This window comes from Allokutzneria sp. A3M-2-11 16, assembly GCF_024213555.1.
Lineage (GTDB): Bacteria > Actinomycetota > Actinomycetes > Mycobacteriales > Pseudonocardiaceae > Allokutzneria.
Window position 1 is genome coordinate 193,258 of the sequence record NZ_JANAVO010000005.1, and the last position, 15,215, is coordinate 208,472.

The window sequence follows — 15,215 nt, forward strand, 5'->3', positions numbered from 1 at the left end:
AACCGTCTACGTATTCAAATCAGGGTCGCCGCGCTGAGTCAAGCAGCGGTGACGGTGCCGGTGGTGCCGTCGACGGTCACCAGGTCACCGTCGTTGAGCACCGACGTGCCGACGCCGGTGCCGAGAACGGCCGGGACGCGGTACTCGCGGGCGATGATCGCGCCGTGCGCCAGCATGCCGCCGACGTCGGTGACCAGGGCGCCGATGCTGGGGAACACCACCGACCACACCGGCGCGGTCACCGGGCAGACCAGCACGTCACCGGGCTGGATGCGGCCGAGCTCTCCTTCGTCCATGATCACGCGCACGCGTCCGGTGTAGCTGCCGGGCGAGCCCGCGACGCCGGAGAGCGGCAGGCCGTCACCACTGCGGGGGCTGCCCTGGGCGGCCCGCTCGGACAGCCACAGCAGCATCTCGCTGACCTGCCGCGCGGCGGGCGGGAGCGCGGCCATCGACGGCGGCGGGCCGGGGTCCTTGCCGTAGCTGTCCGGGCCGGGGTGGGCCAGCATCCACGCGCGCTCCCCCTGACGGCGCCGGACCAGCTCGGACCGGTCCGAGCCGTCGCGCAGCGCCGCGCGGACCTCGGCGGGGAAGAGGTGGAAGACCTCGTCACGGGTCCCGATCTGACCGCGCCCCGCCAGCCGCCGCCCGGCTTCGAGGGCGGCGTAGCGCAGGGCGGCGATCGGGCAGCTGACCGTCCAGAACTCGTTGTCCTCGCGGACCGGGTAGGCCGCCCGCGCCCGTTCCAGCAACCGCAGGAACTCCGCGTGCTCGCCCGAGGGCAACTCCGCCAGCGCCTGCCGCTCGGTCGCCGCCCGTTGATCGTCCACTTCGGACAGCCGTGCCGGGTCGAACTCGTGCTCGACCTGGTCGGCGAGCAGGCGCGTCAGCAGCTCCGGTTCCTCGGCGAGGGTGGGCTCGGAGATCTCGTAGCGCAGCGCGCGCCGCCCGAACCGGTGCCGGTACTCCTCCAGTCGCGCACTGGTGTCGATCCCCTCCCGCGCCAGGGAGGCGATCGCGGCCAGCTCGCGCGCGGGCTCGGTCGAACGCTCCGAGAGACCGCCGAGCAGGTCGTAGACGCGGGCCTCCGGCCACTCCAGCTCGCGTTCGCAGAACCCGACGAGCTCGAACAACGCCATGCCCACCGCGCCGTGCAGGATGAAGTGCGCGTAGGAGCTGTCGTGCATCAACCGCTCGGCGCGGTCGACGTGCGCGATGAAGTCCGCATCGGACAGTCCACTGAGGTCGGTGTCCAGCAGTTCGCCGCAGCGCCCGGAGAACTCCTCCAGCCACTGCTCCCGCCAGCGCGTCACCAGCCGTCCTGGCAGGTCGGTGCCCAGCACGCGCTCGGCCGCCTTCGTCCGCCGCCGCGCCGCCGGGACCAGGCGGACGAGCAGCCACATCAGCCACTTCGGCGGCGGTGGCCCCTGTCTGCCGCCCGCTGGCCTGATCGACATGTAGCTCCAGCCGCCGATGTCGGCGAAGGCGAAGTCCAGCAGCAGGCCCAGTTCGGCGGTCAGGCGCTCGAACGCGGCGTTGCGGGCCTCGGCGACGGTGATGTTGAGCGGCATCGACGGCAGTGGCGCGTGCAGCGACGCCCGGGTCCAGAAGCCCGGCGGGACCTCCACGGGGACCGGCACCGGCGGCGGGGACGGCTCGGGCAGGGAGGTGATCGGCCGGGCCTGGAGCAGCCACACCGTGTCCCCTTCAAGCGCCCACTCCAGGTCCTGAGGCCCCTCCAGCTCGGCGCTCACGCGGCGCGCGAGGTCGGCGACCATGCGCACCTGGCGGGCGGAGAGCACCCCTCGCGGCTCCCCGACCGGGTCCTGCCCGCCGATCACCCACTGCTCGGGCTGCGCGACACCGTCGACGAGCCGGTCCCCGAGGCCGCGCACGGCGTTGACCACGATCTCGTCGCGGGCACCGGTGACCGGGTTCGCGGTGAAGGCCACCCCGGCGGCGTCGGCGGGCACCTGGCGCTGGACGAGCACGGCGATCGCGGCGTCCTCCGGCAGGCCGCGCTCGGCGCGGTAGCGGCGGACCCGCGGGGTGTACGCGGACGCCCGGCACTCCTTGATCGCCGCCTCCAGCTCCGCCGCGCCCGTCACGCCGAGCACCGTGCGGTACTGGCCCGCGTGCGAGCCGTCCGCGCCGTCCTCCTCGACCCCGGAGGAGCGCACGGCGAGCGGGCCCGCGCCGAGCACCGCGATGATCTCCTCGGCCAGCTCAGCGGACGCTTCACCGCCCACTGGGAGCACGACGCCGTCCGGGACGGGCAGGCCCGCTGCGCGCAGCACGGCCAGCGTCCCCGCTTTTCCTCCCACCCGATCGCGGGACATGGCGGGGCAATCGGCGAGCGGAGTGGGACCTTCTTCAACCATGAGCACCACGATCTCCGGTCGGGCCAGGTCACGCCCATCGGTCGGAGTACGTAACCCGCGGAAATCCCGAGCCGCCGTTACGTACGTCCACACCTGACGTGAGGGATCGACACGACGTCACCAAGGCCGACGACGCGGGGTTGCTGCGCCGGATCGTCCGAGGTGACCGCCTGGCGTTCGACGAGCTCTACCGCCGTCACGCCACCTGGATCACGCTCCGGCTGCGCAGGCGCGCCCGGGACGAGGACCTGGTCACCGAGACGTTGCAGGACACCTTCCTCACCGTGTGGCGTTCGGCGGGCTCCTATGCTGGGCGCGGCGAGGTCGCCGGGTGGCTGTGGACGATCGCGAGCAGCAGGCTGATCGACGGAGTGCGCAGGCGCTCCCGCAGCGTGGAGTCGGTCGGCGAGCCCGACGAGTACCTGCTCACCACCCCCTCCGCCGAGGACGAGGCGATGGTGCCGCTCTACGACGCGCGGCTGGCCGCGGCGCTCAAGGGGCTCGCCCCGGAGTTGCGGGACGTGCTCCAGGCGACGGTGCTCGACGGGCTGACCTCCAGGGAGGCCGCCGTGCTGCTGGGCATCCCGGAGGGAACGGTCAAGACCCGGGTCCGCCGGGCACGGGGAACGCTGAGGGAGGCAATGTCATGAGTCGGCAGTGGCACGTTCCCGCGCCGACACTGGTCGCCTACGCCGTCGAGGACCTCTCCGATGTGGACAGCTGGTCCGTCGAGGCGCACCTGGTGGCCTGCGCCGATTGCCGCGCCGCGCTGACCAGGGCGAGCGCGGGCACCCCCGCCGCCGCGACGGTCGGGCTGGTGCACGAGCGGATGGCGCTGGACCTGCCCGCGCAGCGTGCCCCGGCGAGCCGGCTCCGGCAGTTCTTCCTGCTGCTGCGCGGAGCCCCCGGGGCGCGGGCGAGCTGGTTGCTGGCGTTGGGCCTGGTGCTGGTCGCGGCGACGGCGCTGGACGCGACGATCGCGACGGCGGGCCTGGCGGACCGGGGCACGTGGTGGTTCGACCACGGCTCCTACGTCGTGCTGGTGGCGCCGCTGTTGCAGATCGCCGGGGTCGCGCTGTCCTACGGGCCGTGGATCGACCCCTGCCACGAGATGACGGGCAGTTCCCCGCTCGGCGGACTGCGGTTGTTGCTCATCCGGACCGCGTTGGTGCTGGCCGCGGTCGTGCCCGCGACGCTGCTGCTCGGCATGGTCACGGGGCGCGGCACACCGGTTCTGACGCTGCTGCCCGGCCTCGGGCTCACCACGCTCACCCTGGCCCTCGGTTCCGTGGTCCAGCTGCGGCACGCCGCGCTGGCCGTCGGCGGCGCGTGGCTGGCGGTCTCGGTGGCGCCGCTGCTCGTGGACTCGGTGCCGTACCTGTTGGCCTCGCCGCGCCCCGCGGTGTGGGTCCCGGTGATCGTGCTGTCCTCGGCGACGGTGCTGCTGCGCCGCCGCTCGTTCACCTACGCGCCGCAACTGGTCAGGAGCTGAGGTCGACATGCCGCAGGTAGACATGCAGGGCCTGACCTTCGGTTACCGCGGGCGGCCGGTGATCGAGGGGCTGACGCTGAGCTTCGGCACCGGCGTGCACGGGCTGCTCGGGCCGAACGGGGCCGGGAAGACCACGCTGATGCGCATGCTGGCCACGGTGAACCGGCCCAGCTCGGGCACGCTCACCGTGCTCGGCGACCCGCTGCGCAGCGAGCACGGGCTGCGCTCGGTGCGCAGGCGCCTGGGCTACCTGCCGCAGACCTTCGGGTTCTACCCCCGCTTCACCGTGCGCGAGTTCGTCGAGTACTTCGCGTGGCTCAAGGAGGTGCCGCGCGAGCTGGTCAACTCCGACGTGGACCGCGCGATCGAGCGGGTCGGGCTCGGCGACCGCGCGGACGACCGGCTCAAGACGCTCTCCGGCGGCATGCTCCGGCGCGTCGGCATCGCCCAGGCGATCGTCAACGACCCGGAGGTGCTGCTGCTGGACGAGCCGACCGCGGGGCTCGATCCCGAGCAGCGGATGGACTTCCGCGTCCTGCTGCGCGATCTCGGCCAGGACAACTGCGTCATCGTCAGCACCCACCTCATCGAGGACGTGGCCGCCGCGTGCACCGCGGTCACGCTGATCGACCGCGGGCGGCGCGTGTTCCAGGGGACTCCGGACCAGCTCATCGCCGCCGGGGACACCGACGTGGGCGGCGACACGCCGGTCGAGCGCGGCTACACGACCGTCCTGCGCGCCTACCGCGCGACCACCTGAATGCTGCTGACCGAGTACCGCCGGGGAGTCGGCGTGCTGCTCACCCCCGTCATCGCGCTGGTCGTCTGGCTGGGCGTGTTCGGCGCAGGCACACCGTGGCCGGGACCGTGGCTCAAGCTGGCCGAGACCGTTCACCAGGTGAGCGTCGAACCGTTCGTGATCGCCGCCGCCGTGTGGCAGGCCGGCCGCGAACGCCGACGCGGAACGCGGGATCTGCTCAGCGTGACGCCGCGCGCACGGTGGCAGCGGCTGAGCTTGTCCTGGGCCTCGATCGTCCTGGGCGGCGCGCTCGGCGTGCTCCTGCCGTTGCTGGTGGGAACGGTGCTGGTGGCGCTGCACGACGGCTACATGGCGCCCGGTTGGTGGTGGCTGATCGTCAACACCTTCCTCGGCATCGGGTTCCACGCGGCCGTGGGCACGGTCGTCGGCGTGCTCGTGCCCTCGCCCCTGTTGGGATTGGTCGGCGCTGTCGCGGCCTACGTCGCGCTTTTCGGCACGTCACTGCGGGGTGTCCTGCTCCTGGGGCAGACACCGATCGCGGGATGGCCGCCTCCGCCGGACTTCAGGGTGCCCAACAGCGGTCCTCAGGTGCTGATGGCGCTGTGGCTCGTCATGAGCACCGCCGCCCTCATCGCAGTGGTTTCCCAGCACCGCGCTGCCTTCGTGGTGATCCCGGTCGCGTTGGCGCTCGCGGTGGTCCTCCATGCGCGCGCGGAGAACGTGGGCTGGTTCTGGAGGGTCGATCAGCACGCCGACGAGTTGATCTGCCGGGACAACGTGTGCGTGCTCCGGGAAGACCTGCACCAGCTCGATCTCGTGTTCGCGGCGGCGAAACCGGTGCTGGACAAGGTGTCCGGCATTCCCGGCGCCCCGACCACCGCGGTTCCGGGAGAAGGCGCCACGCACCTGTGGGTCGCCAGAAGGGACCTCGACTGGAGCGGCAAGTCGGTCCGCGATCCAGGTGACACCTACTTCAGGCGCACCCTGGTCTGGTCCGTCGTCCACCATCCGGAATCCTGCTCCGCCGCTGCGGACCTGTCACGGGTCGCGGGCGCGTGGTGGTTGGCCGACCCGGGCATGCTTGAGGCCAGCACGGACAGCGCCGCGCTCCTGGACCGGCTGAACCGGCTCGATGTCGTGGCACAACGCAAGTGGTTCGGGGACTTCCTGGCCGCTGTGCGCCGATGTGACGAGCCTGCCCTGATGGCGCTGCGATGATCAGGCCACTGTGGACGGAGTACCGCCGTGGGGCGGGCATCGTGCTCACCCCTGTCGTGGCTGTCCTCTCGTGGGCAGCTCTGTTTCGCACGCGCATGGAGTGGCCCGGCCCGTGGACCACGCTGGCCGAACGCGTCCACGGGACACTGTTCTTCCTCGCCCCGCTCGTTGTGGCCGTCGCGGCGTGGCAGGCGAGCCGCGAACGCCGCCGCGGCACGCGCGAACTGCTGGGCACCACCACCCGTGTCCCGTGGCGGCGGTTGGGCTTGACGTGGGCGTCGATCACGCTGGGGGCGACGGCGGGCCTACTCGTGCCCCTGGTGGTCGGCGGGGTCCTGGTGGTGTGGCACGGCGGTTACGGCGGCGGGAACTGGTGGTGGTCGCTGCTCAACTCCTTGCTCGCCATCGGGTTCTTCGCCGCCTTCGGGATGGCGTTCGGGGCGGCTGTGCCGAGCCCGCTGCTCGGGGTGACCGCCGGTGTGACGGTCTACTTCCTGGTCGCGACGGCGGAGACCCTGGTTGTCGGCTTCGCCACGCTCTTCCCGTTCTTGCCCGCCGACGTGATGTTGCAGTTCCCGGAGTTCCGCGCGGGCCCTCAGGCGTTGCTGGCCACCTGGTTCGTGTCGGCCACCGTGGCGTTGCTGGCGCTGGTGTCCGTGCGCCCGAAACGGCGGGCCGCGGTCCCGGTCGGCGTGGCCGCGGTCGTCGCCGCGATTCCCCTCGGGGACTTCGAGGTCATCGACGAGCGCGCCGACGACCTCGTCTGCCAGGACCGGGTGTGCACGGTGCGCGCGCACGCGCACCTGCTCGACAAGGCAGTTGCGGAGGCGAAACCTTTGCTGGACAAGGTATCCGGTATCCCCGGCGCGCCGACCTCGGCGATGCCGGACTACGCGTGGCAGCACCTGCGCGTGTACGACATGGTCCTCGACTGGTACGGGGAGCGCGTGCGCGGCGAGTACCCGTACCACCGGCTCATGGTCGACTCCGTCGTCAGCGGGCTGGAGTGCGACGGGGACGTCCAGAGGGAGTTCGGCGTGCCGCGGATGGCGGCGGTGGTGTGGTGGACCGGGGATCGCGCGGCGCTCGACGAGGAGCCGCGGGCGGCGGGCCTGGTGGACCGGCTGCTCCGGCTCGACGTCGCGGCGCAGCGCGAGTGGTTCGCCCGGTACCTCAGCGCGATCCGCCGATGCGACCGCTCGGCCGTGCCGGAGATCCCGTGATCAGGCCGCCGTGGACTCGGCTGCTGTGGGTCGAGTACCGGTGCGGGGCGGGGATCGTGCTGACCCCGGTCGCGGCCGTCATCAGCTGGCTGGACATTTTCGGCGCCGACGCGGAGTGGCCGGGCCCGTGGTTGACCCTGGCCGAGCGCACCCGCGGAACGCTCGTCTTCCTCGCCCCGCTCGTGGCGGCGGTCGCCGCGTGGCAGGCGAGCCGGGAGCGCCGACGCGACGTGCGCGGTCTGCTCGCCTCCACGCCCCGCGACCGCCTGCACCGAACGGGGTTGTCGTGGGCGTCGATCGCACTCGCCAGCGCGCTGGGCCTGCTTGTGCCGTTGCTGGCCGGAGCGGTTCTGGTGGCGTGGCACGGCGGTTACGGCGGCAGCGGCTGGTGGTGGCTGATCCTGAACACGTTCCTCGCGCTCGGGCTCGTCGCCGCGTTCGGGACGGTGGTCGGGACACTGGTGCCGCGTCCCGTGCTCGCCGTGGCCACGGGTGCGGTGGCCTATTTCCTGTGGGCGGTCCTGGTCGAGACCGGCGTTCCGCAGCTGTCGCTGCTCCTGCCGTACGTGCCGCCGCGCCTGCCCTGGGAACCCGTCGACGTGCGCGGAGGCCCTCAGGTACTGGCGGCGTTGTGGTTCATCGCGGTCACCGTCGCTTTGCTGGCGCTGGTCTCCGTGCGGCCGAAACGGTGGGCGGCGGTCCCAGCCGCCGGGGCGGTCGCCATCGCCGTGGTCTTCTGCGGGTTCGCCTCCGCTGACTTCTGGGCACCGGACCAGCGCGCTCTCGAACTGGTCTGCCGGGACCGGGTGTGCACGACCCGCGATGACGCGCACCTGCTCGACAAGATCAACGCAATGGCGAAACCGTTGCTGGACAAGGTTTCCGGCATCCCGGGCGCGCCCACTTCGGCCATGCCGGAAGACTCGGGCCGGTACCTCCGCGTGTACGGGATGGTCATCAGCTGGCGTGGTGAACCCATGCGCGGCGCGCTCCACTACCGCGATCACATGGTCGCCCCCGTGCTCAGCGGGCAGTGCGCCGAGGCGGTCACGCGAGCATTGAGAGTGCAGCGGGTGGCCGCGTTGATGTGGTGGACCGGTGATCACTCCACGCTCGACTGGGAGCCGCGGGCCGCGGACCTGGTGGAGCGGCTGAACCGGCTCGACGTCGCGGCGCAGCGCCGGTGGTTCGCGCAGTACCTCGACGCAGTGCGGCGTTGTGACAGCTCGGCGGTGGCGGCGATCCCGTGATCTACAGCGAATCGAGCAGGCCGTTCTCCATCACGTAGTGGGTCAGCGCGGCGCGTGAGGACACGCCGAGCCGCGCATAGGCGTGCTGGAGGTGGGTGGTCACGGTGCGACGGCTCAGGAACAGCCGCTCGGCGATCTCGGAGTTCGACAGCCCCTCAGCCACGAGCCGGGCCACCTCCACCTCGCGCCGGGTCAGCGTCCCGCTCGGCCGTTCACGCCCGGTTGGAGTGCGGATTCCCTTGGCGCGCAACGCTTTCCGAGCGCGATCAGCGAGCGGGCCGACGTCCTCGGCCTCCGCCAGCTCCAGCACGGACCGCAGTTGTTCCGCCGATTCCGCCAGGTCGAGCCGCACGTGCGCGGACTCGATCCGCATCCCGGCCTCGTCGAAGCACGCGACTGCCTCGGCCAGGTCGCCGTGCAGCCGGGCCGCGTAGGCGGTGAGGAACGGCGACCCCGGGGCCAGCCGCAGCAGCCGCTCCGCCACGGCCAGCGCGCCCTGCTCATCGCCCGCGTCGCGAAGTGCGTCACCCAGCAGGACCAGGCCATATGGCGGGAACGTGGTGGCTTCCGGGGCGGCGAGCTCCTCCGCCATGGAAATGGCCGCGGCGTGGTCGCCGGCCTGCCGCGCCAGCAACACCCGCACGCAGCCGACCAGCTGCCGCACCCGCGCGTCCGCCCGCTCGCCCGCGGTGTACCCGGCGCTCGCCTCCTTGAGCAGCGCGGTGGCCTCCGTGCGGCGGCCCGCGCCCGCGGCGATCAGCGCCCGGCAGGCCAGGCCGACCGTGATCATCCGAGGCTGGTCGACGCGGTGCCCGAAGGCGACCAGCTCGACGGCGGCGGCCCGCGCGCGGCGCCAGTGCCCGCCGAAGTAGTCGGAGATGATCAAGGCGAACCGCGAGGAGCTCTCCAGCGCGGGCACCCCGGAGTCCTGGGCGGCGCGCAGTCCCCGCCCGGCGGCGGCACGGGCGGCGTCGACACCGAAGACCAGCAGGTCGATCAGCACGATCGGCCGCGCGACGAACTCCAGCAGCAGCGGGTCCCCCGCCTCGCCCGCGCGCTCGATCGCCCTGGTGGCGGCGGCGTGCGCGCCCCGGTAGTCGGCCTCGGCGAGCAGCGTGACGGTGTCGATCATCTCCGTCAGCGCCCTCGCGCGGGCGCCGGGCAGCGTGGCCAGCTCCGGCCGGGACTTGATCATCTCGGTGACCAGGCTCGCCCGGGACTGGAGGCCGATCCGCGTCTCGTGCAGCCGCAGCCGGTCCTCGGGCGCGGCGTCCGGCGGCAGCGCCCGGGCCGCGGAGTCCAAAGTGGACATCGCGGCGGCGAAGTCCCCGTTGTCCCACGCCAGCAGGGCGACCCGGCGCAGGCAGTGGCTCCGCCGGGCACCGTCGGTCGCTCGCGCCGCGGCCCGCCACGCGTCCGCCGCCTCCACCGACCGCCCGGCCAGGTCGTAGGCCAACGCCAACCGCTCCCGCAGGTCGGGCAGGAGATCGGCGCGGTCGAGGCGGTTGGCCAGGCCGAGCGCGGCCACCAGGTGCTGCACGGCCGCGTCACCCGCTCGCAGCTCCAACGCGTGCTCACCGGCCGCCCGGCACACCTCCAGCGCACGGTGCTGATCGGCGAGCGCGCCCGCGCCGCGCAGGTGCTTGGCGAGCAGTTCGACGTCGTTGTCCCCCAACGCTTCCGCGACTCCGAGGTGCAGCTGTTGGCGGCGCACGGCGGCGAGTTCGGCGTAGGCGACCTCGCCGTACATCGGGTGCGACGGCCGGTAGCGGACCTCCCCGGCGAGCACGTCCTCGGCGATCAACCCGCGATCGCGCCCGGTCAGCACGGTGGCGATGACCGCGTCCTCGTCGAGCCCGGAGACGGCGCGGACCACGGGGTGCGTGGCCGCCTCGCCCGCGACGGAGATGACTTCGAGCAGCGCGCGCTCGTGGCGGTCGAGCGTGCCGAGGCGGGCCGCCACGACATCGCGGACCTGGTGGGGCGTGGCCGGTTCCGATGTCGGCTTGAGCACCCAACCGCCGCCGCTGCGCGTCAGGGAGCCGTCCGCGCGGAGCTGGCCGACCAGCTCGACCAGGTACAACGGCAAACCACCTGCTCGGGCTCGCGCCAGCTCCACGAGCGCGGGCGGAGGATCACCGCCGTCGAGGAGCTCGCGCAGCAGCGCCGTGCTCCCGTCGCCGTCCAAGGTGTCAACTTCCAGGCTGGGGAACCGCGTCGCCAGCTCGTCCGCGCGGTGTGCGGCTATGAGCAGCACGCGGTTCCGGGCGGTGCCGCGGGCGAGGTAGTCGAAGAGCTCGACGCTGGTGTCGTCGGCCCACTGGAGGTCGTCGATGAAGATCGCGATCGGCTCCAGCAGCACCAGCAGCCGCGACACGGCCTCGAACAGCCGTGACCGCTCCAGCGCCGGATCGGCCAGCGGCTCCGGGCGCGGCAGGTCCAGCCCGCCGAACAACCTGCCCAGCTCGGGCAGCTCCACCAGCCGCGCGCGCAGGCCCGGCGGAAGCTCCCGCAGGTGCGGGCCCAGTGCCTCCAGCCAGGGCGCGTAGGCGAGGCCGCGGCCGAGTGGGCGACCGCTGCCGGTGAACGTGCGGAACCCGGCGGACTCCGCGCGGCTCAACGCCTCCAGCCCGAGGCGGGTCTTGCCGACGCCCGCCGGACCGCGCAGGACGAGCACTCCGCTGCCCGCGCTCACGGTCTTCGCGATCGTGGCGGCCTCGTCGGCGCGCCCGACGAGCCCGCTCACCGCACACCGTTGACGAGGTCACGCAGTTGCGAGCGGGCGGTGATGCCGAGCTTGGGGAAGCTCCGGTAGAGGTGCGAGCTGACCGTGCGCGGGGACAGGAACAGGCGTTCGCCGATCTCCTTGTTGGTCAGCCCCCGCGCGGCCATCCGCACGATCGTCTGCTGCTGCGGGGAAAGCTCCGACAACGCGCTCGGCTGGGCGTTGCCCTCGACGCCCGCGGCGCGGAGCTCACCTTGGGCGCGCTCGATCCACGGCCGTGCCCCCAGCCGCTGGAAGATCTCCATCGCCGCGGTCAGCTTCGGCCGGGCTTCGGTGATCCTTCGCCTGCGCCGCGACCATTCCGCGTAGTCCAGCAGGATCTGGGCGCGTTCGAACGGCCACTGCTCCCCCGCCGGATCGGCCAGCGCCGCCTCGAAGTGCTGCCCCGCTTCGCCCGGCTCAGCCAGCAGCGCCCGCGCCCGGTTGACCAGGGCGTTCGTCCGGGGCGAGAACCGGCCGTCGAGTCGCTTCGCCGCGCGCTCGACGATCTCGGCCGCCTCCTGCCGCCGCCCCACGCGCACCGCGGTGGCGGCCAGCTCGCCGATGCCCGGGTAGGAGCAGTGGTAGTGCACGGGATCGCCCTCGGCGGTGAACAGCTGCCGGAACTGCTCGTAGGCCGCTTCGTGATCGCCGTCGACCACGGCGGCCATGCCCAGCGCCCACCGCGCCCGCGTGGCGATCGCCCTGTTGTCATCCGGGTCCACTATGGACAGTGCGCGGAGCGCGAGTTCCCTTGCCTCGACGGCGTTTCCCGCGAGTGCGCCTGCTACGGCCTCCAGGGTGTAGGTGCCCGCGACGAGGTGCGGCATATCGGCTTCATCCACTGTGGACACTGAGCTGGTCGCGGTCTGCCGCGCCTGCGCCCAACGGCCTCCGTCGAGGTAGGCCCAGCTCGCCGAGCACCCGAGGCCGTCCGGCAGGTCGCCCGCCGCGCGCAGCCGGTGCAGCGCGTCGTCGTAGATCCGCATCGCGGTGGCGTTCTCGTCGAGCATCCACGCCATCACGCCGAGCGTGTTCAGCGCGCGGGGATTCCCGTTGGCCGCGCTGACCAGCTCCGGCAGTGCCGCGACCAGCTCGGCGCGGTTCCCGTGCGGATCGGTCACCGCGGAGATCAACGGATCGTCGGCGGCGGCGTGCTCGCGCACCTGCTTCCGCCACTGCTCGGAGCCCGCGTAGAAGACGACCGACGCCGCCGACGCCAGCGCCTGCTTCGCCAGGGCCGGGGAAGCGTCCTTCGCGGTCCGCATCAGCAGCTCGTAGGCGGAGGGAAGGCGCACTGTCATCGTCAGCACCTGGCCGAGCCGCAGTGCCGCCCGCGCGCGCAGGTCCGGGTCGTCGGTCAACGAGCCGACCCGCGTCGCGAGCTGCTCCACCCATCGCGCGTGGCCGGTCAGCGCCGCCATGTCCGTCGCTTTGACCAGCCTCCTGGCCCGCGCGCGGTCCTCCGGGCTCAGCTCGGCCGCGCGCTCCAAAGCCGTTGCGGCTGCGGCATATCCGCCGCGTTGGCGGGCTCGTCGCGCCGTGGTCTCCAGCGCTTCGGCCACGTCTTCGTCCGGCCCGGTGCTGGCGGCGGCGAGGTGCCAGGCGCGGCGGTCGGGCTCCTCGCGCAGCAGCTCGGCGAGCGTGCGGTGGGCGCGGATGCGGTGCTCCATCGGCGCGGCGTGCTGGATCGCCGAGCGCACGAGGGGATGCCGGAACCGCACCCGCCCTTGGGTGATCTTGATGAGTCCGGCCAGCTCCGCGGGTGCGAGGTCGGTGGCGTAGCGGGCGCCGAGCAGGTCCGCGGTGTCGACGGCCGCCAGCAGCAACGCTTCGCGGGTGGGCTCGGGCAGCTCGTCCAGGTGCGCGGCGAAGATCCGTTCGAGCCGGTCGGTCAGCGGCAGCACGTCCTGGCCGACGGTGTCGGTGTTGTCGGTGCGGGCCAGCTCCACCAGCGCGAGGGGGTTTCCCGCCGCCTGGTCGAGGACGCGCGCCCGCTCCCGCCCCTGGGGCCGTCGAGGTTGCGCGTCGAGCAGCCGGTTCGCCGTGTTCCGGTCCAGCGGCCCGAGTTCGAGGTGGTGGAACCCGGCGAAGACGGTGTCGTCCCGCGTGCCGACGAGCACCGCCAACGGCTCGTCCTCGATGCGCCGCGCCAGGAACGTCAACGCGTCCAGCGAACCGCCGTCGAGCCACTGCGCGTCGTCGACCACGACCAGCACCGGCTCGTGTTCGGCGTGCCCGGAGAGCAGCGTCAGCACCGCCACGTTGATCAGCAGCCGGTCGGGGGCCTCCTCGTCGCCGATCCCGAACGCTCCGAGCAGCGCGGCGCGCTGGCGTGGCGGCAGCTCCCCGGCCTCGCCGAGCAACGGCCGGACGAGCTGGTGGAGGGCGGCGAAAGGCAGAGCCGTCTCGCTCTCGCCGCCCACCACTCGCAGCACGCGGCCGGGGTGCGCCGCGGCGGCCAGGTCGAGCAGCGTGCTCTTGCCCGCACCGGGTTCGCCGGACACGACGAGCGTCCCACTCGTCAGGCCGAGTACTTCGGCGATCTCGTTCTCCCGGCCGACAACGCTCACGTCTCGACCCTATCCGTCGTGGTCAGGCCCGCGCTGGTGGCCTGACCACGGCTACACTCATCCCCATGCGCCCCTCCGCCCCGGCCACCCTCCACCTCGGCCACCCTCCACCTCGGCCAGGCTGGCTAGAGACCTCCCGTTTCGTACTCATAACGGGATTTGGGAGCGCTCTTCTTCCGGCTATGAGTACGAAACGGGCACAACGGGGCTGGGTCAGGCGGCCTTGGCCTTGGTCCAGTTCCGGACTTCCTGGCCGGTGCGCGGGCAGGCGACCCTCGTGGAGCCGTTGTAGATCGCGAGTCTGTGGCCGCTCTTCGCCCAGCAGCCGATGATCGCCCCCGAGCCGGACTTGCCGCGCTGACCGCCCGCGCCGAGGCAGATCGGGTAGGTGCCCCGTTCGTCCTTGACCCAGACTCCGGCGACGCCGTTCGAGACACCGGTGCACGGGTGGCGCGGGTCGGCGGACGCGAGGGTGGCGCCGGTGGTGACGAGTCCGGCCGCGATGACGGTCGCGGCGGCGAACGCGGAGAGCTTGCGCATGCTGAGAACACCCTTTCCCAAGCGGAAACCTGCGTTCGCAGGTTGACACGCCGCCGAGCGGGTGACCAAGTCACATCGGATTCTCGCGTTCTTGTTTCGTTCGGTGCCGAATGGGGCTCAGTAATAGCCCGTCTCGCCGTCGAGCAGTTCCCGAATGGCGTCCATGTGCCCGGCGTGCCGCGCGGTCTCCTCGATCATGTGCAGCAGGATCCAGCGCACCGATGCCTGCCCGACCGCCCAGTCCCGGTTCTTGCCGGTGTCGTCGAGAGAATGCCGCGCGACGATCTCGTTCGACTTCCGCCACTGCGTTTCGTACTCCGCGAGCAGCTGCGCGAGGGGAATGCCGTCCACCCTCATGTCGGCGTCCTCGACGGCGGAGTCGAACTGCGGGCCGACCGCGGGGGCGTCGAGCAGCATGACCTCGAACCAGGTCTGCTCGACCCAGCGCAGGTGCGCGACGAGCCCGGCCATGGTCATGTTCGGCGAGGCGGGCAGGACCGCGCGGTGGGCGTCGGCCTCGGAGACACCGGCGCATTTCCACTGGACGATCTCGCGTTGCAGGTCCAGCCAGCCGATGAGCTGGGTCCGCTCGTCCGCGGTGAAGGCGGGGCGTTTCCGTGGGGCCATGCGCGTGGACGCTACGTCATCGCCCGCATGGGGCCCAGCGATTTCCGGGCAGGAGAATGGCCCGGCGCCCCTGCAACGCCGGGCCATTCTCATTTCGTCACGGGGACGGGGAGCGGAGGGTCATCCCATCACCCGCGGAAGGCGTCCTTCACCTTTTCGCCTGCCTGCTTCAGGTTCGCCTTGACCTGCTCACCCTTGCCTTCGGCCTGCCACTGCTCGTTGTCGGTCGCGTCACCGACCTTCTCCTTGGCCTTGCCCTTGAGCTCTTCGGCCTTGTTCTCGACCTTGTCCGAGTCGCTCATCTCGCCTCCGTTTGGTCTTGGTGTCGAGCATCGGGTTCCCGGTCGCGACACCGCCAAACGCGGTACTCCGAAAAAATCTTGCCCC

Annotated in this window: 12 protein-coding genes; 6 read left to right on the plus strand and 6 right to left on the minus strand. The window is 72.3% G+C overall.

The annotated features are described in order from the left end of the window. Window positions 1–38: 38 nt before the first annotated feature. Window positions 39–2,339: a PEP/pyruvate-binding domain-containing protein gene (locus NLX83_RS27285; protein WP_254238037.1), complete on the minus strand. Its 2,301-nt coding sequence runs from the start codon at window positions 2,337–2,339 to the stop codon at window positions 39–41. A 140-nt stretch (window positions 2,340–2,479) separates the two neighbouring features. Here NLX83_RS27285 and NLX83_RS27290 point away from each other — a divergent pair, with 140 nt between their 5' ends. From NLX83_RS27290 to NLX83_RS27315, 6 genes are read left to right on the plus strand one after another with little or no spacing between them, the layout of a single operon-like run. Further along, the gene (locus tag NLX83_RS27290; RefSeq protein ID WP_254238038.1) at window positions 2,480–3,031 is read left to right on the plus strand and encodes an RNA polymerase sigma factor; all 552 of its coding nucleotides are present in this window, start codon (window positions 2,480–2,482) and stop codon (window positions 3,029–3,031) included. Then, window positions 3,028–3,873: a zf-HC2 domain-containing protein gene (locus NLX83_RS27295; RefSeq protein WP_254238039.1), complete on the plus strand. Its 846-nt coding sequence runs from the start codon at window positions 3,028–3,030 to the stop codon at window positions 3,871–3,873. The genes NLX83_RS27290 and NLX83_RS27295 overlap by 4 nt, the downstream gene beginning before the upstream one ends. A 7-nt stretch (window positions 3,874–3,880) precedes the next feature. Further along, complete coding sequence (locus tag NLX83_RS27300) at window positions 3,881–4,633, plus strand: ABC transporter ATP-binding protein (protein ID WP_254238040.1); 753 nt, start codon at window positions 3,881–3,883, stop codon at window positions 4,631–4,633. Continuing rightward, a complete protein-coding gene (locus NLX83_RS27305; protein ID WP_254238041.1) occupies window positions 4,634–5,851 on the plus strand; it encodes a hypothetical protein in 1,218 nt (405 codons plus the stop codon). Next, entirely contained in the window at window positions 5,848–7,074 is a 1,227-nt protein-coding gene (locus NLX83_RS27310; RefSeq protein ID WP_254238042.1) for a hypothetical protein, read from the plus strand. Before NLX83_RS27305 ends, NLX83_RS27310 begins: the two co-directional genes overlap by 4 nt. Then, entirely contained in the window at window positions 7,071–8,324 is a 1,254-nt protein-coding gene (locus NLX83_RS27315; protein ID WP_254238043.1) for an ABC transporter permease, read from the plus strand. The genes NLX83_RS27310 and NLX83_RS27315 overlap by 4 nt, the downstream gene beginning before the upstream one ends. Before the next feature lies 1 nt (window position 8,325). Here NLX83_RS27315 and NLX83_RS42000 read toward each other — a convergent pair whose 3' ends face one another. The 5 genes from NLX83_RS42000 to NLX83_RS27340 all read right to left on the minus strand — a co-directional run bounded on the left by NLX83_RS42000 (window position 8,326) and on the right by NLX83_RS27340 (window position 15,130). Then, on the minus strand, window positions 8,326–11,070 hold the full coding sequence (locus tag NLX83_RS42000; protein WP_254238044.1) for an ATP-binding protein: 2,745 nt from the start codon (window positions 11,068–11,070) through the stop codon (window positions 8,326–8,328). Beyond that, entirely contained in the window at window positions 11,067–13,661 is a 2,595-nt protein-coding gene (locus tag NLX83_RS42005; RefSeq protein ID WP_254238045.1) for a helix-turn-helix transcriptional regulator, read from the minus strand. The genes NLX83_RS42000 and NLX83_RS42005 overlap by 4 nt, the downstream gene beginning before the upstream one ends. 213 nt (window positions 13,662–13,874) lie before the next feature. Further along, window positions 13,875–14,201 (minus strand): hypothetical protein, encoded by a 327-nt coding sequence (locus NLX83_RS27330; RefSeq protein WP_254238046.1) that lies wholly within the window; start codon window positions 14,199–14,201, stop codon window positions 13,875–13,877. Between the two features lie 117 nt (window positions 14,202–14,318). Next, window positions 14,319–14,828: a DinB family protein gene (locus tag NLX83_RS27335; RefSeq protein WP_254238047.1), complete on the minus strand. Its 510-nt coding sequence runs from the start codon at window positions 14,826–14,828 to the stop codon at window positions 14,319–14,321. A gap of 128 nt (window positions 14,829–14,956) precedes the next feature. After that, window positions 14,957–15,130 (minus strand): CsbD family protein, encoded by a 174-nt coding sequence (locus NLX83_RS27340; protein WP_043813024.1) that lies wholly within the window; start codon window positions 15,128–15,130, stop codon window positions 14,957–14,959. Window positions 15,131–15,215 lie beyond the last annotated feature (85 nt).